The sequence below is a fragment of the Salinivibrio sp. ES.052 genome (assembly GCF_900141775.1).
Classification (GTDB): Bacteria; Pseudomonadota; Gammaproteobacteria; order Enterobacterales; family Vibrionaceae; genus Salinivibrio.
Genome location: NZ_FSRI01000001.1, coordinates 75,468 through 97,188, shown reverse-complemented (window position 1 = coordinate 97,188; position 21,721 = coordinate 75,468). Strand labels below are relative to the sequence as shown.

The following is a 21,721-nucleotide window of genomic DNA, read 5'->3' as shown; positions in this document are numbered from 1 at the left end:
CCTTTCTCCCACCTATTTTCGCATTGCCGCATGTCCATTATCACCTGCGCAATATAGACTTCATCCACGTGATAAGGTTGAGCCATCACCTTGAGCACCAGTGAGAGCGTTTTATCGCGTAATATGTGTTTAAAAAGGAGCAACCATGAACTGGATTGAAACACACGAAGCCGGGTTTCGACTGAGCCTGTTCGTGCTCGTATTAGTCGTCATGTTAGTCGCCGAGTGGCAATGGCCAAAGCGCAAACTGACCCGAACACGTCGGGAACGCTGGCGTGGTAATATTGCACTCACGGTGTTCAATACGCTGACGTTACGGCTATTCGCCCCGCTTTCTGCTGTCGCTATCGCCAGTTTGGTTAGTGAGACTGGGTTTGGGCTGTTTAATCAGCTATCGCTACCGCTTTGGGCAGCGGTACTTTTCACGCTTGTCCTGATGGATATGGCAATTTGGTATCAACACAAGCTATTTCACCAGGTTCCATGGCTGTGGCGACTACATTTGGTCCATCACGCCGATATGGATATTGATGTCACAACCGGCGCGCGCTTTCATACAGTGGAAATTTGGCTCTCAATGCTCATAAAGTGCACCCTTGTCGCTGTGCTTGGTGCGCCAGTACTCGGGGTTATCCTGTTTGAAACACTTCTCAGTAGCATGGCGATGTTTAACCATAGCAACGTCCGCTTACCCAAACATATTGATGTGTGGTTGCGTCACCTCATCGTCACGCCAGACATGCACCGCGTGCATCATTCCACGCGGTTTCACGAGTGCAACGCCAATTATGGGTTCAATTTATCTTGCTGGGATCGTTGGTTTCATACGTATGTGTCTCAACCGCGTAAAGGCCACCACGGCATGCGAATTGGCTTAAAAGAAATCTCTCAAGCCAATGATGCGAGTCACATTATAGGGATGCTGCGTTTACCTTTTCGTTGGCGTATACTCCAGCGCGCCTACCAAAATAATAAGGAGAGTTGGGCGCATGACTCGAGTAATAGTCACATCGAAAAACCCCGCCAAAGTGTCCGCCGTTGAAGCCGCATTTCATGATGTATTCCCTGACACCCTTTTCACCTTCATAGGGGTCTCCGTCCCCAGTGATGTGCCCGATCAACCGATGACAGCACAAGAAACCTATGCTGGAGCATGTAACCGCGTTCGTCATGCCAAAGCGAAGTACGATGGGGATGTTTACGTCGGGGTAGAAGCTGGCTTAGACGGTCAGCACACTTTCGCATGGATGGTGATAGATGATGGGACTACGCAAGGTGAAGCGCGTTCTGCCTCACTGCCTCTGCCCCCAGAAGCGTTAGACGCTCTGCATCAAGGCGAAGAGCTTGGCAATGTGATGGACAGGATGTTTGCCACACAGAATGTTAAGCAGAAAGGTGGGGCGATTGGCATGCTCACTGGGCATCGGCTTACTCGTTCAAGTGTTTACCATCAAGCGCTAATCATGGCGCTGATCCCGTTTATGCACCCACACTTATATCGCTAGCGCCCATAAAAAAACGGAGCCAGTTGGCTCCGCTTTTTATTGGATTAACTCACAGGTTGCTATGTGGACGAGCTAGATTGCTCAGCTTCACGTTTGAGTAGATCTGCCAACCAGTTTTTGGTTTCGTCATCCATTCGCTTTAACTCATTAGAGCCTCGGGTGACGGTGGCAATCCCTACTCCCAGCAATTGACTAAGCTGGCGTTGGCTCATTCGCCCTTCTAACAATTCATGCAAAATATTAATCCGAGCCACCAAGGTATCTCGCTCATCGGGGGTCAGTAATGCCGTCAACAAGGCATCATCATTATCGTCTTTTCCAGCGCGGCGCACTAGCGCGATAACATCTTGCCAACCAGAAAATGCAGGCGATTGCGACATGGATTCCTCTCGCTCTTTACGTGATGGTTGCGATTGTAACATTAATAGCGCTGCGCTAACTCGTGCGCTCTTAAAAATTGCACGGGCTCCCCGAGAAGCTGACGATAGTAAATATCAAACATCAGCACGTTCTGTACATAATGCCGGGTTTCATAAAAGGGGATTGATTCAATAAACGCAATCGCGTCCATATGCCCGTCAGAACGGCCGAGCCATCTTGTTACTCGATGAGGGCCCGCGTTATAAGCGGCAAACGCTAGAATTCGGTTGCTATCAAAGCGATCCAACATCATTTTTAAATAGCCACTACCAAGACGAATATTCACGCCAGGATCGCTTAAACTTGCAGGTCCTTGATAATCGAACCCTAATTGTCGTGACGTCTCACGCGCAGTGCGAGGCATCAGCTGCATCAACCCTCTTGCGCCCACGTGGGACACCGCTCGGGTAAAGAAGGCACTTTCTTGACGCGATAATGCCATCAGCGTAGTTTTGTCGACACCTCGCTCTCGGCTGAAAAATTCAAACCACCACTGGTGAGCCAAGGGGAAGCGCAGCGATAAATGATCCCACATTTTCCCTGCAATCGTGGCTTGAACGGCCAAGTGATACCAGTGATTTTGATGGGCATAGGCAGCAAGTAACGCAATTTGCTCGCCACTGGCTCGCTGCAACACGTAATACCATTCACGCTTGGCTGCATAGACTTTATCTAAGGCAATCAACTCATTCACTCGCGCCAACACATCATTGACAGGCATTAAGCCCGCCTCTTTTAACACCGCCGTACGCGAAGGAATATAAATCGGTTTATCTAAATGCTGCGCTGCCGCGACACTATAAAAATTACGCTCATCCAGCATGGTGGCGAAGGCTTGATTCGCAGACATACTATCGCCCAGCTCCAGCTTGATCCGTGCTTGCCAGTAACGCCATTTTAATGACTGCTTGGCATCATCACTGAGTAACGTGATCCATTGATTAAGTGCGTGCCAATCACCATCGACCAGTGCCAGACGAAACCGTCGCTCCAATAAACCATCATCGTCGGTTTGGCGGAGCATCCGATCTCGCCAGCCAGCCAAAGCCGGCTCATCGTCATTCATTAATTGACCAATTAAATAATCAGCAATGTCTTGTCGTTCACGTGTGTCGTAATGCTGTCCTTCCACGGTGCGGCGATAATGGCGAACGGCCTGCTCTTCATCTTTGCGAGCTAAGCGCTCAAATGTCAGACGGGTGAGCTTTTGATTAAAAGGGGTCACTTTACTGCGCTTTGAAAAATCAGCCACTTGCTCAGGCGCATCATATAACGCCAGAATTTGCTTGCCCAAGGCACGATCATTATTTGGCAACTGACGTTGTAGATAGCGCATTAAACTGCGGTTACGCGCCTCGAACGTCAATAACATGCGCTGTAAAATTAAATCACCGGTCAGCAACCCTTGATCAGATAAAAAGCCAAATAAGGGATCGCACCGATCATCAACCGATTGGCCCGATAAATACAAAGATTTCGCACCACTGCGGGCTAAAGCCTGATTACCTGCTTGGCTGTGTGCATAATAATATTGACACTGATATTGCTCACCGCGAGGCACGTCAGGCTGGAACGCGACCAACGTTTTCCAATCCTTTCTGTCCGCCAGCAAGGTGAGGTAATCCGCACGTAAGCTATTCGCGAATGGCATCGTGGCATAGCGCTGAATAAAATTGGTGACGGATGGGTGCGATTTTTTGGCAAGGTTGCGGGTGAAATCACGATAGTCGAGATAAGGATAAAGCGGATAGTCGCGTAACTGCGCCTTTAGCCGATGAAACTGTTGTAACTCACCGCTTTCGATTGCATCAATCGCGGCTTCATATTGGCGTTGCTCAGGGGTCATTTGGCCACTGTCTGGGTTCGCGGAGGCAAACGCAACGGGGGCAGAGGCCCCAAAGGTCAGTACCAGCCCCGACATAAGCATGGTGGAGAAGGCACGGACACGACGACGTGCAGCACTGCATGCTACGCGTGTGGGCCCGGACAATGCGAGAAATCGTTCCATGTCAAAGGTCGCTCCTACTGTATGAGACACCAAGGGTTATCTTTGGCTCTGAATACTTAGATCTGAATACGTAAGATCTGAATACTATGTATAACACGAGATTGCTATGTGACACCGAGTAGACAACAATCCTGCAGGCAAATTCCCTCAATGCATGACAGAGGTTACTCGCGTTACGGCGCTATATTACCGACCGAATATGACAATCACTGTTAAACTTGGCAAAGTTAACGTTAGAATAGCGTCTTTTACACCACAACGATTAACGTGAGCGGAAATGGCTGAGTACGTATATACCATGTCGCAGGTGAGCAAGATCGTGCCACCTAAGCGTCAAATTCTTAAAGATATTTCTTTGTGTTTTTTCCCTGGCGCCAAAATTGGTGTTCTGGGTCTCAACGGGGCCGGTAAATCTAGTTTATTGCGCATCATGGCCGGTATCGATACCGACATCGAGGGTGAAGCCCGTGTGCAACCTGGCATTAAAATTGGCTACCTCCCGCAAGAGCCAGCCCTTGACGAAGGCAAAACGGTGCGTGAAACCGTTGAAGAAGCCGTCTCTGATGTGAAGGATGCGTTGACACGCCTTGACGCTGTCTATGCAGCCTATGCTGATCCTGACGCCGATTTCGACGCCTTAGCCCAAGAGCAAGGTGAACTCGAAGCGCTGATCCAAGCCAAAGACGGTCATCATCTTGACAATGCGCTAGAGCGTGCTGCTGATGCACTCCGCCTGCCCGAATGGGATGCTCAAATCAAGACTCTTTCTGGCGGTGAGCGTCGCCGTGTGGCAATTTGTCGCTTGCTGCTCGAGAAGCCAGATATGCTGCTACTTGATGAGCCAACCAACCACTTGGATGCTGAATCCGTGGCATGGCTTGAGCACTTCTTGGTCGACTATACCGGCACCGTGGTTGCAATTACCCACGACCGTTACTTCTTGGATAACGCGGCTGGCTGGATCCTCGAGCTTGACCGAGGTGAAGGGATCCCATGGGAAGGGAACTATACCTCATGGCTTGAGCAAAAAGATGTCCGCTTAAAGCAAGAAGCATCACAAGAAAAAGCGCGCCAAAAAACCATCGAGAAAGAGCTTGAGTGGGTACGTCAGAACCCCAAAGGTCGCCAAGCGAAATCCAAAGCACGTATGGCACGCTTTGAAGAGTTGAACACCTCGGATTACCAACGCCGGAATGAGACCAACGAACTATTCATACCACCAGGCCCTCGATTAGGTGACAAAGTGATTGAAGTGAATAACCTCACTAAATCATTTGGTGATCGTGTCTTAATCGATGATCTCTCATTCAGTGTACCTAAAGGCGCGATCGTCGGGATCATCGGTCCAAACGGTGCGGGTAAGTCAACGCTGTTTAAAATGCTAAGCGGCACCGAGCAGCCAGATTCAGGCACCGTGGATGTTGGCGATACCGTACAACTGGCGTCAGTAGACCAGTTCCGCGACAGCATGGATGATAACAAAACTGTCTATGATGAGATTTCAGAAGGCGCAGATATTATTCGCATTAATAACTTTGAGTTACCCGCGCGGGCTTATGTCTCTCGCTTCAACTTCAAAGGCAGCGATCAACAAAAGCGCATTGGCGACTTATCGGGTGGTGAACGTAACCGCGTCCACCTTGCTAAGCTGTTGAAAGCTGGCGGTAACGTGCTGTTGCTTGACGAACCGACCAACGACTTGGACGTGGAAACCTTGCGAGCGCTTGAAGAAGCACTGCTTGAGTTCCCAGGCTGCGCGATGGTGATCTCACACGACCGCTGGTTCCTCGACCGTATTGCGACGCATATTCTTGACTATCGAGACGAAGGCCAAGTTAACTTCTTTGAAGGGAACTTCGCTGAATATACCGATTGGTTGAAGAAAACCTTAGGGGCACAGGCTGCTGAGCCACATCGCATCAAATATAAGCGTGTGACCAAATAAGGTATACGTATGAATAAGGGCAGCATCCGCTGCCCTTATTCGTCTCAGTTTCCGGTGGTGGTAAACCGTACCCCCGCCTGTTCCTAGACCAAAAAACCGGGAAAACTGTTTCAAAACTGATACTGAGCAGTAAATGACGACGTGGCACGTTGTACATCACCTACACTGGACATAGTCAAGTGAGGAGACGCCATCATGCCAGAGCGTAGAAAATTTTCCCGCGTGATGTATCGTGCGCCGGCGATACTCAAGCAAGACGAGCAAGAATGGCACGCACATGTGCTTGACCTCTCACTAAAAGGGGTGTTATTGACTCGTCCGGATAATTGGCAATCGGATCCCGAGCACGAGAAGTTTTTGCTTGTTTTTTATCTGCATGACTCTGATGTGGAATTAGACATGGACTGCATTCTCGTCAATAACTGCGAGAATTACCTCCATCTTTATATCGATCACATTGACATTGATAGCGCCAGTCATTTAAAAAGGCTCGTTGAACTTAACGTTGGTAACGATGCGCTTCTGCATCGTGAGCTGGCGCAATTAGCTGACCATATAGCGGAACCCGAGTCTTAGTCCCGCACGGTCATGGGCGGTATAAAATGCAGGCTAGCAGTAACCAGTCATGACAGACCATATCCACATTGCCATCACCCACCCTAACGGTGTGAAGCACTTTACGCTTTGTCCTACCCGGAAAAAGGTAGTGCAGACCTTCGCGTTAGTCTTATTGGCCGTGCTCACCGTCACCTTTGCCAGCCTGTATTTACTGTCTGCGCGCTCAACCGAAGCCGAAGCGGCAGTCGATCGCCTGCGCCAAGAGCGCGCTGTCTTAAATAACGAAGTCGCGATGTTAGAGCAAAAACGCGATGAACTATCACAAACGATTGAAAACAAAGATGTCGAGCTCACGGCGATCACTCAACGGGTTGTTACCGTGGAAGACATGCTAGGGCTACAATCGGTTGCTAAAGATGCATCACTGACTCATCGCCTGGATGTAGCCGCCATCAATTCCGCCGTACGCTATACCATGCTCCAACTGATCCCCAACGGCAAGCCCATAGAAAGTTACCGCCGCTCATCAGGTTATGGTTCCAGAACCCACCCTGTCACGGGTAAAGAAAAATTCCATATGGGGTTAGATTTAACCGCGGACATTGGTACCCCCGTCTATGCCCCCGCAGACGGTGTGGTGGAATACGTACGTCCCAGTCGACGAAAAGGCTATGGCAACTTTGTAAAGATAGATCATGCCTTTGGCTTTATGACCCTGTACGCACATTTGGATAAATTTAATGTACGCAGTGGTCAATTTGTCAAAAAGGGGGACTTAGTGGCCTGGTCGGGTAACACGGGCTTATCAACGGGCCCACATCTCCATTATGAAGTGCGGTTTTTAGGGCGAGCCCTTGATCCTCGCCGCTTCATCAAATGGAGCACCGATCAGTTTGATACCTTGCTAGAAAATGAAAAGCGGGTGAGCTGGGGCCATTTAGTTGCCGTGGTGGAGAACCTGGTTGAAACACAGGTACAAGTTGCCAATATGCCCGATCCTGAACCGCCGTTAAGCACCGCACAACAACGCGAGACCAGTGAGGCGGTGCCGAGTAAAGTTTCGATGTAGCGCCTAGGCGGATTTCTCTCGTTTAATACTGATCTCATTTAACACTGACCGCGCCCACCCGATATTAGGCCCATCAACTGGGCCTTTTACCTTATAGGTCCTCTAACACATCCAAGGCGTCCGATAATTTACTGACACCATAAACGGCCATCCCTTCCATCGTGTGTTTAGGCATATTAGCTTTGGGGATCACCGCTTTTTTGAAACCGTGTTTAGCCGCTTCCATCAATCGCTCCTGGCCGCTCGGAACCGGACGGATTTCCCCACCCAGCCCCACTTCACCAAACACGACTAACTCTCTCGGCAGCGGGCGATCTCGAAAGCTGGAGATCAAAGCCAGTAACAAAGCAAGATCCGCACTGGTCTCCGTCACTTTGACCCCACCAACGACATTGACAAACACATCTTGGTCTGACATTTGCAGCCCGCCATGCTTGTGTAGAACCGCCAATAGTAGCGCTAATCGATTTTGCTCTAGGCCGACCGCGACACGGCGTGGGTTCGATAATTGCGAATAATCCACCAGCGCCTGTAGCTCGACCAATAATGGGCGTGTGCCTTCCCAGACCACCATGACTGAGCTACCGGATGTCTGTTCTTCTCCACGAGAGAGGAAAATGGCCGATGGGTTACTGACTTCTTTCAGCCCTTGCCCTGTCATCGCAAAGACACCCAGCTCATTCACTGCGCCAAACCGGTTTTTATGGCTGCGTAACGTCCGAAAACGGCTGTCGTTCGAGCCATCCAAGAGCACCGAACAGTCAATGCAGTGCTCCAGTACTTTGGGGCCGGCTAAAGAGCCGTCTTTGGTCACGTGCCCCACCATAAAAATAGCCACATTGTGTTGTTTGGCATACCGAGTGAGGGCGGCGGCCGACTCACGAACTTGCGCAACGCTCCCCGGTGCCGATTGTACATCGGCCACATGCATCACTTGGATGGAGTCAATCACCATGATCTTGGGCTGCTCTTTTTTTGCCACCTGGCAGATGGTTTCCACACCGGTTTCAGACAAGAGTTTGAGCTTATCTTTCGGCAACCCAAGCCGATCAGCACGCATAGCCACTTGCTGAAGCGATTCTTCCCCCGTGATATAGAGTGTCGGCAGATGTTGCGCCAAGCCAACCATCGTCTGCAATAACAAGGTGCTTTTACCCGCACCAGGATTACCGCCAATTAATATCGCAGCACCGGGCACAATGCCACCTCCCAGCACACGATCTAACTCTTTAAAGCCACTGCTAAGACGTGGCACCTCTTGCAGATTGATGTCCTGCAGGGTTTGGACTGTGCTCTCGGCACTTCCGGCATAACCAGCATATTTTTCATTACGTGCGACTTGGGGCGACGCAGCCAGTCTCACTTCGGTAATCGTGTTCCACGCCCCACATGCAGAGCATTGTCCTTGCCAGCGCGGAAAATCCGCTCCACAGTCATTACACACGTAGGCCCGTTTTGTTTTTGCCATTCGCTCTCCAATACGTATGATGTCAGCTAACTCACAGAATGATTGCTATCTTATTAATTATTCCAACACTTTTTAGGGGACGAGCCGCTAAGAAAGCGGACGATCACTTTAACAGACTTTGCCATGAAGCAGGATGATTACCAGGGATTGATTGAGCAACTGCTTCCTCTGTCCCAAACCCCAAAATTTGAGGTGTTGCTCGATAAGCTGACCGCTAACGAGCCCAACTCAGCCAAGCTTCTGATCAAAATGGAGATCAGACGGCTGATGGCCCCATGCAACCGAACTATCGATCTCCGTGGTAAAGTCGATGGAGAGTGCCATCAGTACGAACTCCATGGCAAAAAGCACTGGCTCGATGATGTGGCGATTAACCGCTATTATGACCGGCTTCCCATGTATAACGGACAGCTCACGCAAGGGTTGTGGGAAGATTTGCACAATACGCCCAATAATTTTCGCGTGAAACACGAGCAAGAAAAATACACCCAACAACAAGAGCAAGGGCCGGTTAATCAATCAGCGCACTCGACTTTATTACCAGAAAAATTAACGTTTGGTCGCTACTTATCACGCAGTGAAAGCCGTATCCATTTCGCCACGCAAGTACTGATCACACTGAACTCTGGCCATGAAGTCCATGGTGTGACTAGCGACTTATCAAACTCAGGCTGCCGCGTGAGAGTACCTGCCGCTTTTGATTATCCACCCAGCTCTGAGGTTGTCGTTCGGTTCATCACACTTGCGCAGAAATATCCCGATCCCGACCTTGAACAAGGATTAAGTTATCGGATTATTGGCGTCGATGACAATAAGGAATCGACAAGTAATGTCTGGCTGAGATTGCGGCTTGATACCAGTAGTGACGCCATTAAGCAGGCACTCGAATCTGAGATGACCTCGCCTGACTTTAAAGGCAAACATGATGGCGAAGATAAACTGCTTACTTTAAAGCTACAAAGCTACGAACAATCCTTTTTGCACCACACCAGCGTATTGCCACTCTATTTTGCACAAAACAAACTTGAGTACGTCCTGCAAACGCGGCAAAACCAGGAGCTTTGGGCTTATTGGCACGATAGCCGAAATCAACCGGTGATCAACCATATTTTTGATTCACAGCGTTTGTCATTGCTGCAAGTTGAAGGGGCGTCTACCAGCCAGCTTTTGCTGTACTGCTTTTATGTGGATAAAAACAAACAGCGTTTTTTCTACTCCGCCTCCCCCAGTGAAATGAGCGAGGAAGAGCGCCAACTCTTTTGGCAAATAGGTGCCAAGCGGGGATCTTGGCGTGTATTTAAAGTCACCATGTCGGCGATTAATACCAGCGACATTGAGCGACTCCAAGATGTGTCTCCTGATTGGTTAAATACACTCAATACCCTGACCCACGTGGCGCTGGTGCAAGATGTCACCCACTCTGATAGCAACCACAGCTATTTAGCTCATCCCAAACCTCAATGCTCAAGCCAAGTGCTACGCCGCTTTTTACATGAACGTAACCCAGTCTGCCGTGCGCAGTTAATCTCTTCAGACCGCCAGCCTCAACGCCGAGAGCCCCGATATGCCTATCGATCTGAGGTCTCTCTCATCCATCCTGAACAGGGAGCGCTGAAAGGCCAGTTGGTCGACTTTTCCTCAGGGGGCCTCAATCTGAAGCTCAAGCAACCTTTCCTAGGAGCCAGAGATGATCTCGTTTCTATATCGCTTGATGCCTTTATCCATATCGACCCGCGGGCCCCTCTGGTTGACATGCCCTATCAGGTCATCCGAGTTAGCCCCAAGCGTGATAATATCCAGCTAAAACTGACCGCTGAGTCTCCCAATACACGACGTCGCCAGTACCTGCGTCGTTTGATTGAGCATAATCAGGATAAGTTGACAGTGCTTGATGAACGCTTGCCCGATCCTCCTCTTGTCTGGGCCATGCACCAGTTGCTGCTGACCCGCTTGACGGTGCAGCCCTATTTTGTCCGTCGCGACAACGGTGTGCTCTCTGTACCAGCAGTTGGAATAAACCTGCCTCCTAGCCGCTTACATCGCTTGCTTGAACGCACGGGAGGCGGCCGGAAAATGTCATTTTACCCTGTTTTTGGCGATAAAATTTTAACCCGAACGCATGAAGTCACCCGGCCATCCCAACCTCTCAAGGAGTTGGTACGCGAATATTTTATCTGGATAGATATGCAGAAGGACAAGGTACGTGCAGTGCATACTTTCGCCGATAGCGAATTTGAATCGGATGACGCAAGGCGCAAGTTCATTCAACTGGCACAAAAAGGTGGGGTGTTTGCCGTACTGCGTAACCGAATGACTCCGCTCGTACATGCCGAACAAGACATTGACTCATCGCAGTTATCGGCGTTATTAAAACGTGATACCCACAAAGCACGACAACTAGAAGATGAGTTTGTCGCGCTATGCGCTTACGGAGAGCTGGTGGATGTTACCGACGAAGTACTGATGCGCCTAGGTCGGTAAACCGTAACTTACCGGCGTAGCCTTCTAGCGTGGCTGCCAACTAATCCTACTATCACGAAGGCTAGCAGAGAGCACACAAAGTACGCCTCCTAATCCACCGTGCTTTACTGCCGTTTGCGCTTTCGCGTTCACTGTGGGCTTAGCGTGATAAGCAATACCTAATCCTGCTGCTTCCATCATGATCAGATCGTTCGCACCATCGCCAACCGCGAGGGTATTTTCTGGCGCGATGTCATACTGCTGAGCAAGCATGGTTAAAATATCGGCTTTGCGCTGCGCATCCACAACGGTTCCTTCCACCTCACCAGTCAGCTTGTCACCTTGGATCCCTAACTGGTTTGACTCTGCATAATCAAGCCCTAATTGGCTTTGAAGATGGTCAGAGAAATGCGTGAAGCCGCCTGATGCTATCGCAACATACCAACCGTGTGCTTTTAAACTGGTTACTAGCTCAGCCATATCAGGCATTAAAGGTAAATTGGCTTTCACTGAATCCAATACCGACACATCGGTGCCCTTTAGCGTGGCGACCCGCTGGCGTAAACTGGCTTCAAAATCGAGCTCACCTAACATCGCACGCTCAGTGACCGCTGATACCCGCTCGCCTACGCCGGCTAACGCGGCCATTTGATCAATACATTCTATCGCAATGGCCGTTGAGTCCATATCAAAGACCGCCAAGCCTGGTTTGTTTAAATCGGGTAACGCTCTGAGATCCGCACAATCTAACCCGAGTGCATCAATGACGGTTCGGTGATCGTCAGTTAGCTCACCATGCATCAATAAGACCTGATAAGGGCCGACACACCACGCATCCAAGACTTCAATATCTTGGCCAGTAAAAAAAGTAATATCGTCTAATTGGAGAGGATCAATAGCATCACCAAAGAGTATCCAGCCGCCAAGGCGGCGACGGTATGGGTGAGTCTGGGTGATAGTAGGAAAGCGACGATACAGTCGCGATGAACGGTAAATTGCCAAAGGTTTGGCCTTATCCATGGTCAACGTCTTCCTTTTCGGTTGCCAAGCGAGCTTGGCCAATGAATCAATCAAGATGTGGCTGTGATACCATAAATACCCTATTAAGCTCCAGTGCTAATTACTCCCGCAAATATGGCTTTGAGGTAGGTATGTTTTCAATTTCACGCAAAGCGCTACGGCGAATCACTAAGTGGGGCGTGCTAGTCAGTGCACTCAGTGCCGTCGCTGCCTTGATGCTCTATAGCATTACCTTGAGCCAGAAACAGTATCAAGCACTCTACCAACAAACCGATCAATTAGCACAATTGATGACCCGTCAAATTGGCGCCCAAGCTTATGATGCACTAGTGGATAAGAATTATCAGCCATTACAAACCATGGCTGATCAGCTAGCGGCCGAGCCACTTATTCGTGATGCGAGCTTCTACCAACTCAATGGTAGCCCTGTTGTCCGTTCAACCCATGCACTGCCGCTTGAAACCGCCGTTGGTTTAACCACGCCGCTTGGACTCGAAAGCCAAGGACGACAACAACTGATGACGCCAGTTAGCCGAGACGGGGATGTGATCGGTTTTTTACGCCTAACCATCGAGCACCAGTCAGTTATCGATAATGCCAAACAACAGCTCCAATCCAGTATGACCGAATATCGGGCACTCATTGGTGTTGCACTCTTGCTTGGCGCTTTGCTGATGAGAATGCTTACACGAGGGGACAATCGATCACGTTGGCTTCCTTGGTAGCCACCACCAGCCTGAGTGGTATCGGTGATACGACAACACCCGATAAAAAAAGAGATGGCACTCGCCATCTCTTTTTATTGTATTCACCTAAGAGGTGAATTACAGAAATGATTTCCCGTAATCCATCGGTGAAATATCGAAGTAATGCGCTAAAGACTGACCAATATCAGCAAAGGTATCACGACGACCTAACGAGCCCGCAGGCACTTTTTTACCATAGACCAGAGCCGGAATATGCTCACGAGTGTGATCCGTACCTGGCCAGGTTGGGTCACAACCATGGTCAGCGGTTAGCAGCAACACATCGTCTTCTTCGAGCATGGCCATAATTTCTGGCAAGCGGCGGTCAAAGTATTCGAGTGCCGCCGCATAACCTGCAACGTTACGGCGGTGACCGTACGCAGAGTCAAAATCAACAAAGTTGGTGAACACCAAGCTATTGTTGCCCGCGTCTTTGATCGCATCTTTAGTCGCATCAAAGAGCGCCTCTAAGCCAGTGGCTTTGATTTTCTTGGTGATGCCACAATGTGCATAAATGTCAGCAATCTTACCAATGGAAATCACGTCTCCACCTTTCTCCTCAACCAGCTTCTGTAGCACGGTTGCCGAAGGTGGCTCGACAGACAAATCGCGACGGTTACCGGTACGCTCAAATTGCCCTTTCCCGGTGCCCACAAATGGACGCGCAATGACACGACCAATGTTGTAGTCTTCCAGTTCTTCGCGCACGATTTGGCATAGCTCGTATAAATTGTCTAAGCCATAAGTCTCTTCGTGGCAAGCAATCTGGAACACAGAATCTGCCGAGGTGTAAAAAATCGGCTTACCGGTTTTCATGTGCTCTTCGCCCAAGTCGTCCAGCACTTGCGTGCCCGATGCATGGCAGTTACCAAGGTAGCCAGGTATTCCCGCACGCTCAACAATGCTATCAAGCAACGCTTGTGGAAAACTATTAGTCAGATCGGAGAAATAGCCCCACTCAAACAGTACAGGTACACCGGCAATCTCCCAGTGCCCCGATGGGGTGTCTTTACCAGAGGAAAGCTCTTTGGCATGCGCGTAGGCACCGATAATTTCTGCATGTGAATCTAAGCCTTCCGGGAAATACCCTGACGACTCTTCACACGCTTTGCCCAAACCCAACTTGGTCATGTTAGGCAAAGACAATGGGCCTTGGCGATCAGCGTTATCCGCTTCGCCTTTCGCACAAGCTTGTGCGATGTGACCTAGGGTATTTGCCCCTTGATCACCAAATTTGACGGCGTCTTCAGTGGCACCAATACCAAATGAGTCTAAAACTAATATAATTGCGCGTTTCATGATCGCCTCCATTAGACGTCTTGTAAGCTGATGCGACGGTACACGTCTGGCGTGACACTTGGCGCCTCATCAGCTATTTTTACTGCGGCTCGCACCGCATTCGCCGCTTGTTGCCATTGCTCTTCAGTTTGAGCGTGGAGCATGGCGAGCGGGGTGTGCTCATCCACTGGTTGCCCCAGACGAATCATTTCGTTCAACCCAACGGCATAATCAATTTTATCGCTGGCAACCCGACGGCCGCCACCTATTTCTATAATAGCCATGCCCAATGCCCGTGTATCCATGGCACTGGCGATGCCTGATCGCTCGGCATAGACAGGCTTAATCACGGATGCAGTGGCCAAGTGTTGCGCCGGTGACTCAACAAAGTCTGCTGGCCCACCGAGCCCTGCGATCATTTTGGCAAAGCACTCGGCAGCGCGACCACTATCCAGTGCCTGATCCAGTTTTTGTTTTGCTTGATTCACATCGGTCGCTAACCCGCTCACCACCAACATGTCCGCGCATAATGCCATGGTCACATTGTACAAGCGTGGGTTACGGTAACGACCAGTCAAAAAGTCGACCGCTTCTTTCACTTCCAAGGCATTGCCCGCAGACGATGCTAAGACTTGGTTCATGTCCGTCAACAACGCACTGGTTTTAGTGCCAGCACCGTTCGCCACACCCACAATCGATTTGGCCAATGCCTCTGAGTCTTCATACGTCGGCATGAACGCACCCGATCCGACCTTGACGTCCATCACCAAAGCATCCAGGCCTGCAGCCAGTTTTTTCGATAAAATCGACGCGGTGATCAAGGAAATATTATCTACCGTGGCGGTAACATCACGGGTGGCATAGACCCGCTTGTCGGCGGGTGCCAATGAGCCCGTCTGTCCGATAATCGCCACACCGGCATCGCGGGTCACATCACCAAACACTTGGTTGCTTGGCATGATGTTATAACCAGGAATTGACTCCAGTTTGTCCAGCGTGCCGCCAGTGTGGCCCAAACCGCGACCTGAGATCATCGGCACATAGCCACCACAGGCGGCGACCATGGGCCCCAACATCAGTGAGGTGACATCGCCCACCCCACCGGTTGAATGCTTATCAACCACAGGGCCATCAAATTGCATGTGAGACCAATCTAAGGTCATGCCAGAGTCGCGCATCGCACAGGTCAGTGCCACTCGCTCATCCATGGTCATGTCATTAAAGTAAATCGCCATCGCAAACGCGGCAATTTGCCCTTCTGAGACCGACTCATCGGCCACACCGTGAATAAACGCATCGATTTCTTGTTTGCTCAACGCAAGGTTGTCACGTTTTTTACGAATAATCTCTTGAGGTAAGATCATGCTTCCTCCTTACCGGCAAATGGGCAAGGCTCGCCTTGCCCGGGTGTCGAGTGACAATCAACGGTTAGTATCCGCCTTCCGCTGCTTTTTCACCTTCACCTAAGGTGTGCAACAGGTTTGCCAGCAAGCTAGAAGCACCAAAACGGTAGTGACGGCTGTCGGCCCATTGCTCGCCGAGAATACGGTCAGCCATCGCTAAGTACTGCTGCGCGTCTTCCGCGGTGCGCACGCCACCCGCAGGCTTAAAGCCAACGGTAGCCGCCACCCCTTTATCGTTGATCACATTGAGCATAATCTCCGCCGCTTCTGGGGTGGCATTCACCGCCACTTTCCCCGTGGAGGTTTTGATAAAGTCAGCGCCTGCATCAATGGCAATCTCAGAGGCGCGCTTGATCAGTGCCTCGGTTTTCAGTTCACCCGTTTCAATGATCACTTTAAGCAGGGCGTCGCTACCACACGCAGCTTTACACTGTTTAACCAACTCAGCACCAGTGCGCTCGTCACCCGCGATCAGTGAACGATATGGGAAAACCACATCCACTTCATCGGCACCATAAGAGACCGCGGCTTTGGTTTCTGCCACGGCAATTTCAATATCATCATTGCCATGAGGGAAGTTGGTCACCGTCGCAATACGTATGTCAGGCGTCCCTTGCTCACGCAAGGTTTTCTTAGCGATGGGAATAAAACGCGGATAGATACAAATCGCTGCGGTGTTGCCCACGGCGGTTTTAGCGTTCTGGCACAGGCTGATCACCTTTTCATCGGTGTCATCATCGTTCAGTGTGGTCAGATCCATCAGTTTCAATGCGCGTAGGGCCGCGGTTTGTAATTCGTTCATTGGATATCTCCAGTCCTCATTCTTTTGCCAAACAGGTATTGGGTTGGCCACTGTGTTCACAACCGTGAATATTATGCGGTTGCTGTTCAGCGGACTTGGCTCCATGAAGTTTGAGGCTGGACATCGCGTCGCCTTCAACCAACCATCCTTGTTGCCGCGTGCAAACACCTAGGTATTTGCGGTTCCACCGTTGGATACTTTCGATTGAGGCTAGCCACACCTGTTGCTAACCATTAAGAGGAAAATAAGGATTGTGGCGCCAGCAAACTTTGACGGCGTTCACTTATTTTACCAACGCCGTTTCAGCAAAACTAGATTTTACCGTTTCTGTTGAAAAATACACTGTTGCTGAGTGGAATCAATCATTTTTAACTGAAAAAGCGCGCCACTATCCATTGATAGCCAACCCCTCCCAAATAGACACCCACAATCCCCATGATTCCTGATAACACGGGTGGCGCAGGGATCGGAAGTTTTATAGCGCTAAACAACATGCCGACTAAAAAGCCGGCCACAAGGGCGAGAAGGACTTCCTGCATACCGTTACCTTATTCTATTAACTGGCTTCTACCACTGAGTATACACCCACTCAGCAAGCACGGGAGCTGAGCATACCATGCGGAGTTGTGTCATAAAAAAACGCCACACAGGTAGCCTGTGTGGCGTTTTGCATAACACTTTGGATAACATTCTGTGCTATCGCGTTTAGACGATTAACCCGCCATTGTCAGCGTTACAAATAGACCGGCAATGGTCGCAGCCATCAAGTTAGATAAAGTACCGGCAACCACGGCTTTAACACCAAAGCGTGCAATCTCTGGACGGCGGTTTGGCGCCAGGCCACCCAAGCCACCAAGCAAGATAGCAACGGATGATAAGTTAGCAAAACCACACAATGCGAAAGAAATGATTGCTTTAGTTTTCTCAGTCATCTCAAGGCCTGTTGCCGCAACCACTTGTGCATTGTCACCCAAGTACTGAGTAAAGTTGAGGTAAGCAACAAATTCGTTAACCACGATCTTTTGACCGATGAAAGAGCCCGCAACAACGGCTTCTTCCCATGGCACACCAATCAGGAACGCGAATGGGGCAAACAAGTAACCGAGGATCAGCTCCAGCGTCACATCTGGGTAACCGAACCAGCCACCGATACCGCCAAGCATGCCGTTAATCAGGGCAATCAAGCCGATGAATGCCAATAGCATTGCACCGACGTTGAGCGCCAATTGCATACCTGAAGATGCACCGCCTGCAGCCGCGTCAATCACGTTCGCTGGCTTTTCAACGCCTTCTGCCGTCGCGTCGGCCATTTGCTCAACAGGCTCTTCAGTTTCAGGCTTGATGATTTTGGCAAACAACAGACCACCCGGTGCTGCCATGAATGATGCGGCAATCAGGTATTCAAGGGGAACACCCATTGATGCATAACCGGCCAAAACACCACCCGCTACAGAGGCAAGGCCACCACACATTACAGCGAACAGTTCTGACTGAGTCATGCGAGGGACGAAGGGACGAATGACCAAAGGCGCTTCTGTTTGACCCACAAAAATGTTAGCGGTCGCTGACATTGACTCGGCACGTGAGGTACCTAGCGCTTTTTGTAGACCACCACCCAGTACATTAATCACAACCTGCATAATACCCAGGTAGTAAAGCACACTGATCAGTGATGAGAAGAAAACAATAACTGGTAGCACTTTCAGTGCGAAGACGAAACCGCCTCCACCGAACAGTTCAAACATCTTGTTAGAAACCAGCCCACCAAAGATGAAGCTGATCCCTTCGTCACCGTATGAGATGACGTTAGCAACGTATTGTGATGCACCGTAAAGAATGTCACGTCCGACATCGACATACAGTACGAAAGCACCGAAAAAGAGTTGGATAGCGAATGCGCCACCCACGGTACGGAGGTTAATGGCTTTGCGGTTATCAGAAAGAAGAACCGCTATCCCTAGCAGTACAACCATCCCGATCACGCTCATCAGCAGGCTCATAGTATTGGCATCCTCAAAGTAAAAAGTTGGCGTCTCGACAAAGTGGAATTTGGTTTCCAGGGAGGGATTATACGCATGCGAGTCATATCAAAGTAATATTCCAATCACAGTTCGCTGTAAAACTATTTTGCAATGCATCAATAAGTATGACTTTGATCTAGTTTTGTGAGCTTATGCAACCGCAAACGTTTGTCTGGCGCGTGTTCGCGCTTAATTAAAGCCAAACATTCTTTCAGCATTGCCTGATGTTTCGAACACGAGATGATCTCTGTCACAGCTTTTTAAGCAAGAAACGGCATCGGCGACGCGTGAGACCTGAGCTGGGGTGTTCGGTTTTCCTTGAAATCCGGCGAGTGGCATGTCGGGGGCATCGGTTTCCAGGACAAGATGCTCGAGCGGTAGCTGGGCGATCGCTCGGCGTGTCTTGTTGGCGCGTGGGTAGGTGACTGTGCCTCCAACCCCTAACATCAAGCCGACATCGATAAATTGTTTACCTTGTTGTTCACTGCCACTAAATGCGTGGAGGACACCACGTACACCGGGAAAGGCCTTCACCATTTGTAACAGCTGATTATGTGCTTTGCGGCTGTGTAAAATGATAGGAAGGCCGTAATGACGTGCCAGCCATAACTGCCCCTCCAATAGCGCTTGCTGTCGGGCTTGTTGCGGCGCGGTATCGGCAGCAACAAAATCAAGGCCAGCTTCTCCTACAGCAACACAAGTACGAGGACGTTTGTCTAATCGGCGCGTCAAAGCGTCAAGGCTATTATCTGGATGCTGTTCTAAAAAACACGGGTGGAGGCCAAGCCCCGCATAAAGCCCGGCGAACTGCGTCGTTAGGTGGATCACGGTATCCCAGTTGAGGGAGCTAACACTGGGCACCACCATACGAGTCACGCCGCTTTCACGCGCATCCTGCCAATATTGATCTGGCGCCTCGCGAAACGGAGAGAAATCAAAATGGCAATGGGTATCAATCATACTGGGACGTTGGTGTTGTTTGTGTTTTTTCTGAACGCTTGATGGGCACACAACTGCGGCGATTGTCTGGAGTAAGCCCCATTCGCTGGCACCACGCATCATAACGTGCCACCCAGTATTTTATACGCGTTATCATCCTCGGCCTCCTTGCTTTGTAAAACGTGTGCGATAAAAAAGCCGCCTGAATACAGACGGCAGTATCACATTGGTTGAGCGCATAAGACGGCGTTGCAACAGCGCGCTTGGTTTCTTTCGACCAGCCTCGCGTTCACACCCGATTAGTGCTCGCGCGTCGCCCTTAAATCAATATCAGGGAAACGTTCTTGGGTCAGATTGAGATTAACCATGGTTGGGGCAATGTAAGTCAGGTTATCACCACCATCTAGCGCGAGGTTCGCTTGGTTTTTACGTTGGAATTCATCCAGCTTTTTCTCATCATCACATTCAACCCAACGGGCGGTCGCCACATTAACGGGCTCATACAGCGCGTCCACGTTGTACTCTGCCTTCAAGCGTGCTACCACCATGTCAAACTGTAGCACACCCACAGCACCAACAATTAAGTCGTTCGACTGCATCGGACGGAATACTTGCACCGCGCCCTCTTCCGAGAGCTGGATCAAACCTTTAAGCAGCTGCTTTTGACGCAACGGATCTTTAAGGCGAATACGGCGGAATAGCTCAGGCGCAAAATTAGGGATCCCAGCGAATTTAAGATCTTCCCCTTGGGTAAAGGTATCGCCAATTTGAATGGTGCCATGATTATGCAGACCAATAATATCACCGGCGAAAGCATCTTCTGCACGAGACCGGTCTCCGGCCATAAAGGTCACGGCATCAGAGATATTGATTTGTTTGCCCAAACGCACATGGCGTAGCTTCATCCCCTGTTGATACTTACCGGAAACAATCCGCATAAAGGCAATGCGGTCGCGATGGCGAGGATCCATATTGGCTTGAATTTTAAACACAAAGCCTGAGAATTTTTCTTCATTGGCACTCACCTCACGATCGTGGGTTGGACGTGCCATCGGCTTAGGTGCCCACTCAGTCAACCCATCCAGCATATGATCGACACCGAAGTTACCCAGCGCAGTACCAAAGAAGACGGGCGTTAATTCACCGCTTAAAAATAGCTCATGATCAAACTCGTGTGACGCACCCATCACCAACTCCAGCTCATCACGTAAATCTTGCGCAATGTCAGCACCAATAGCGTCATCCAATTCAGGGTTGCCCAATCCTTTGATAATACGCGCATCCTGAATTTTATGCCCCTGACCAGACTGATAAAGAATGCTTTCATCACGGTGGATGTGATACACACCCTGGAAACCTTTTCCACAGCCAATCGGCCAAGATACCGGCGCACACGCGATATTGAGCTCACTTTCTACTTCATCGAGCAGCTCCATTGGGTCGCGGATATCACGGTCAAGTTTGTTCATAAAGGTGATGATCGGCGTATCACGTAGCCGTGTCACTTCCATCAGCTTACGGGTACGATCCTCCACCCCTTTTGCTGCGTCAATCACCATTAGACAAGAGTCAACCGCGGTCAGGGTACGATACGTATCCTCCGAGAAATCCTCATGCCCTGGGGTATCAAGCAAGTTGACTAAACAGTGGTTGAATGGGAACTGCATCACCGAGGTGGTCACCGAGATCCCCCGCTCTTTTTCCATGTCCATCCAATCAGATTTCGCATGCTGTTTAGAGCCTCGGCCCTTGACGGTCCCAGCAGTTTGAATGGCACGTCCAAATAAAAGCACTTTTTCAGTAATGGTGGTTTTACCCGCATCGGGGTGCGAGATAATCGCAAAGGTGCGTCGTTTATCAACTTCCTGTTGCAGCGGTGTATTTGACATAGCAAGTTATCTTCTTGTTTGATTCAGGCGGCAATCAGGCGCCAACTGAGGAGGTGAATCACAAAGGTGGCGTATTTTCGCTGATCTTGTGGCCAGCTTCAATTCACAAATCTGACTTGGCACTGTTATCTGTGCACGTTAAGGTCGTCGCCGCTTGCCAAACACATCACAAATGTTGCCAATTGACCGC

18 protein-coding genes are annotated in these 21,721 nt (G+C 50.0%); 7 read left to right on the top strand and 11 right to left on the bottom strand.

The window, feature by feature from the left end; translation table 11 throughout:
• The first annotated feature begins 145 nt into the window (after positions 1–145).
• Both BUQ98_RS00440 and yjjX read left to right on the top strand, forming a co-directional pair.
• Positions 146–1,042 (top strand): sterol desaturase family protein, encoded by an 897-nt coding sequence (locus BUQ98_RS00440; protein ID WP_074211994.1) that lies wholly within the window; start codon positions 146–148, stop codon positions 1,040–1,042.
• Positions 990–1,505, top strand: coding sequence for an inosine/xanthosine triphosphatase (gene yjjX / locus BUQ98_RS00435; protein ID WP_074211993.1), 516 nt, complete (start codon positions 990–992; stop codon positions 1,503–1,505). The genes BUQ98_RS00440 and yjjX overlap by 53 nt, the downstream gene beginning before the upstream one ends.
• A 59-nt stretch (positions 1,506–1,564) precedes the next feature.
• Here yjjX and trpR read toward each other — a convergent pair whose 3' ends face one another.
• Both trpR and sltY read right to left on the bottom strand, forming a co-directional pair.
• Positions 1,565–1,885, bottom strand: coding sequence for a trp operon repressor (gene trpR, locus BUQ98_RS00430; protein ID WP_074213533.1), 321 nt, complete (start codon positions 1,883–1,885; stop codon positions 1,565–1,567).
• 41 nt (positions 1,886–1,926) lie between these two features.
• Positions 1,927–3,933: a murein transglycosylase gene (gene sltY / locus BUQ98_RS00425; RefSeq protein WP_254813853.1), complete on the bottom strand. Its 2,007-nt coding sequence runs from the start codon at positions 3,931–3,933 to the stop codon at positions 1,927–1,929.
• Between the two features lie 277 nt (positions 3,934–4,210).
• Between sltY and ettA the strand changes: the two genes are divergently transcribed.
• The 3 genes from ettA (at position 4,211) to BUQ98_RS00410 (ending at position 7,505) form a co-directional block, all read left to right on the top strand.
• Positions 4,211–5,878 (top strand): energy-dependent translational throttle protein EttA, encoded by a 1,668-nt coding sequence (ettA, locus tag BUQ98_RS00420; protein ID WP_074211992.1) that lies wholly within the window; start codon positions 4,211–4,213, stop codon positions 5,876–5,878.
• Between the two features lie 195 nt (positions 5,879–6,073).
• Complete coding sequence (locus BUQ98_RS00415; protein WP_074211991.1) at positions 6,074–6,454, top strand: PilZ domain-containing protein; 381 nt, start codon at positions 6,074–6,076, stop codon at positions 6,452–6,454.
• A gap of 49 nt (positions 6,455–6,503) precedes the next feature.
• Positions 6,504–7,505 (top strand): M23 family metallopeptidase, encoded by a 1,002-nt coding sequence (locus tag BUQ98_RS00410; protein WP_074211990.1) that lies wholly within the window; start codon positions 6,504–6,506, stop codon positions 7,503–7,505.
• 91 nt (positions 7,506–7,596) lie between these two features.
• On the opposite strand, the gene radA is transcribed toward BUQ98_RS00410, so the two are convergent.
• Complete coding sequence (radA, locus tag BUQ98_RS00405) at positions 7,597–8,973, bottom strand: DNA repair protein RadA (protein WP_074211989.1); 1,377 nt, start codon at positions 8,971–8,973, stop codon at positions 7,597–7,599.
• Between the two features lie 123 nt (positions 8,974–9,096).
• Between radA and BUQ98_RS00400 the strand changes: the two genes are divergently transcribed.
• On the top strand, positions 9,097–11,454 hold the full coding sequence (locus tag BUQ98_RS00400) for a PilZ domain-containing protein (RefSeq protein WP_074211988.1): 2,358 nt from the start codon (positions 9,097–9,099) through the stop codon (positions 11,452–11,454).
• A 24-nt stretch (positions 11,455–11,478) separates the two neighbouring features.
• Here BUQ98_RS00400 and serB read toward each other — a convergent pair whose 3' ends face one another.
• On the bottom strand, positions 11,479–12,453 hold the full coding sequence (serB, locus tag BUQ98_RS00395; protein ID WP_074211987.1) for a phosphoserine phosphatase: 975 nt from the start codon (positions 12,451–12,453) through the stop codon (positions 11,479–11,481).
• A gap of 131 nt (positions 12,454–12,584) precedes the next feature.
• Here serB and BUQ98_RS00390 point away from each other — a divergent pair, with 131 nt between their 5' ends.
• Complete coding sequence (locus BUQ98_RS00390) at positions 12,585–13,178, top strand: AhpA/YtjB family protein (protein ID WP_074211986.1); 594 nt, start codon at positions 12,585–12,587, stop codon at positions 13,176–13,178.
• Between the two features lie 99 nt (positions 13,179–13,277).
• Here BUQ98_RS00390 and BUQ98_RS00385 read toward each other — a convergent pair whose 3' ends face one another.
• From BUQ98_RS00385 to prfC, 7 genes are all read right to left on the bottom strand, one after another.
• Entirely contained in the window at positions 13,278–14,498 is a 1,221-nt protein-coding gene (locus tag BUQ98_RS00385) for a phosphopentomutase (RefSeq protein ID WP_074211985.1), read from the bottom strand.
• Between the two features lie 11 nt (positions 14,499–14,509).
• Positions 14,510–15,841: a thymidine phosphorylase gene (gene deoA, locus BUQ98_RS00380; protein ID WP_074211984.1), complete on the bottom strand. Its 1,332-nt coding sequence runs from the start codon at positions 15,839–15,841 to the stop codon at positions 14,510–14,512.
• 64 nt (positions 15,842–15,905) lie between these two features.
• Positions 15,906–16,682, bottom strand: a complete 777-nt coding sequence (deoC, locus tag BUQ98_RS00375) for a deoxyribose-phosphate aldolase (RefSeq protein WP_074211983.1) — start codon at positions 16,680–16,682, stop codon at positions 15,906–15,908.
• 368 nt (positions 16,683–17,050) lie between these two features.
• Complete coding sequence (locus tag BUQ98_RS00370; RefSeq protein WP_074211982.1) at positions 17,051–17,221, bottom strand: XapX domain-containing protein; 171 nt, start codon at positions 17,219–17,221, stop codon at positions 17,051–17,053.
• 174 nt (positions 17,222–17,395) lie between these two features.
• The gene (locus BUQ98_RS00365) at positions 17,396–18,682 is read right to left on the bottom strand and encodes a NupC/NupG family nucleoside CNT transporter (protein ID WP_074211981.1); all 1,287 of its coding nucleotides are present in this window, start codon (positions 18,680–18,682) and stop codon (positions 17,396–17,398) included.
• A 210-nt stretch (positions 18,683–18,892) separates the two neighbouring features.
• Positions 18,893–19,765: a TatD family hydrolase gene (locus BUQ98_RS00360; RefSeq protein WP_371515099.1), complete on the bottom strand. Its 873-nt coding sequence runs from the start codon at positions 19,763–19,765 to the stop codon at positions 18,893–18,895.
• Positions 19,766–19,941: 176 nt separating this feature from the next.
• Positions 19,942–21,531, bottom strand: a complete 1,590-nt coding sequence (gene prfC, locus BUQ98_RS00355) for a peptide chain release factor 3 (RefSeq protein ID WP_074211979.1) — start codon at positions 21,529–21,531, stop codon at positions 19,942–19,944.
• Between the last annotated feature and the right edge of the window lie 190 nt (positions 21,532–21,721).

Coding starts and splice junctions, on each gene's coding strand:
- BUQ98_RS00440 (WP_074211994.1), top strand. CDS start 146: ATGAACTGGATTGAAACACACGAAGCCGGGTTTCGACTGAGCCTGTTC.
- deoA (WP_074211984.1), bottom strand. CDS start 15,841: ATGATCTTACCTCAAGAGATTATTCGTAAAAAACGTGACAACCTTGCG.
- deoC (WP_074211983.1), bottom strand. CDS start 16,682: ATGAACGAATTACAAACCGCGGCCCTACGCGCATTGAAACTGATGGAT.
- BUQ98_RS00385 (WP_074211985.1), bottom strand. CDS start 14,498: ATGAAACGCGCAATTATATTAGTTTTAGACTCATTTGGTATTGGTGCC.
- trpR (WP_074213533.1), bottom strand. CDS start 1,885: ATGTCGCAATCGCCTGCATTTTCTGGTTGGCAAGATGTTATCGCGCTA.
- BUQ98_RS00390 (WP_074211986.1), top strand. CDS start 12,585: ATGTTTTCAATTTCACGCAAAGCGCTACGGCGAATCACTAAGTGGGGC.
- BUQ98_RS00410 (WP_074211990.1), top strand. CDS start 6,504: ATGACAGACCATATCCACATTGCCATCACCCACCCTAACGGTGTGAAG.
- BUQ98_RS00415 (WP_074211991.1), top strand. CDS start 6,074: ATGCCAGAGCGTAGAAAATTTTCCCGCGTGATGTATCGTGCGCCGGCG.
- radA (WP_074211989.1), bottom strand. CDS start 8,973: ATGGCAAAAACAAAACGGGCCTACGTGTGTAATGACTGTGGAGCGGAT.
- serB (WP_074211987.1), bottom strand. CDS start 12,453: ATGGATAAGGCCAAACCTTTGGCAATTTACCGTTCATCGCGACTGTAT.
- prfC (WP_074211979.1), bottom strand. CDS start 21,531: ATGTCAAATACACCGCTGCAACAGGAAGTTGATAAACGACGCACCTTT.
- BUQ98_RS00370 (WP_074211982.1), bottom strand. CDS start 17,221: ATGCAGGAAGTCCTTCTCGCCCTTGTGGCCGGCTTTTTAGTCGGCATG.
- BUQ98_RS00365 (WP_074211981.1), bottom strand. CDS start 18,682: ATGAGCCTGCTGATGAGCGTGATCGGGATGGTTGTACTGCTAGGGATA.
- BUQ98_RS00360 (WP_371515099.1), bottom strand. CDS start 19,765: ATGATGCGTGGTGCCAGCGAATGGGGCTTACTCCAGACAATCGCCGCA.
- yjjX (WP_074211993.1), top strand. CDS start 990: ATGACTCGAGTAATAGTCACATCGAAAAACCCCGCCAAAGTGTCCGCC.
- ettA (WP_074211992.1), top strand. CDS start 4,211: ATGGCTGAGTACGTATATACCATGTCGCAGGTGAGCAAGATCGTGCCA.
- BUQ98_RS00400 (WP_074211988.1), top strand. CDS start 9,097: ATGAAGCAGGATGATTACCAGGGATTGATTGAGCAACTGCTTCCTCTG.
- sltY (WP_254813853.1), bottom strand. CDS start 3,933: ATGGAACGATTTCTCGCATTGTCCGGGCCCACACGCGTAGCATGCAGT.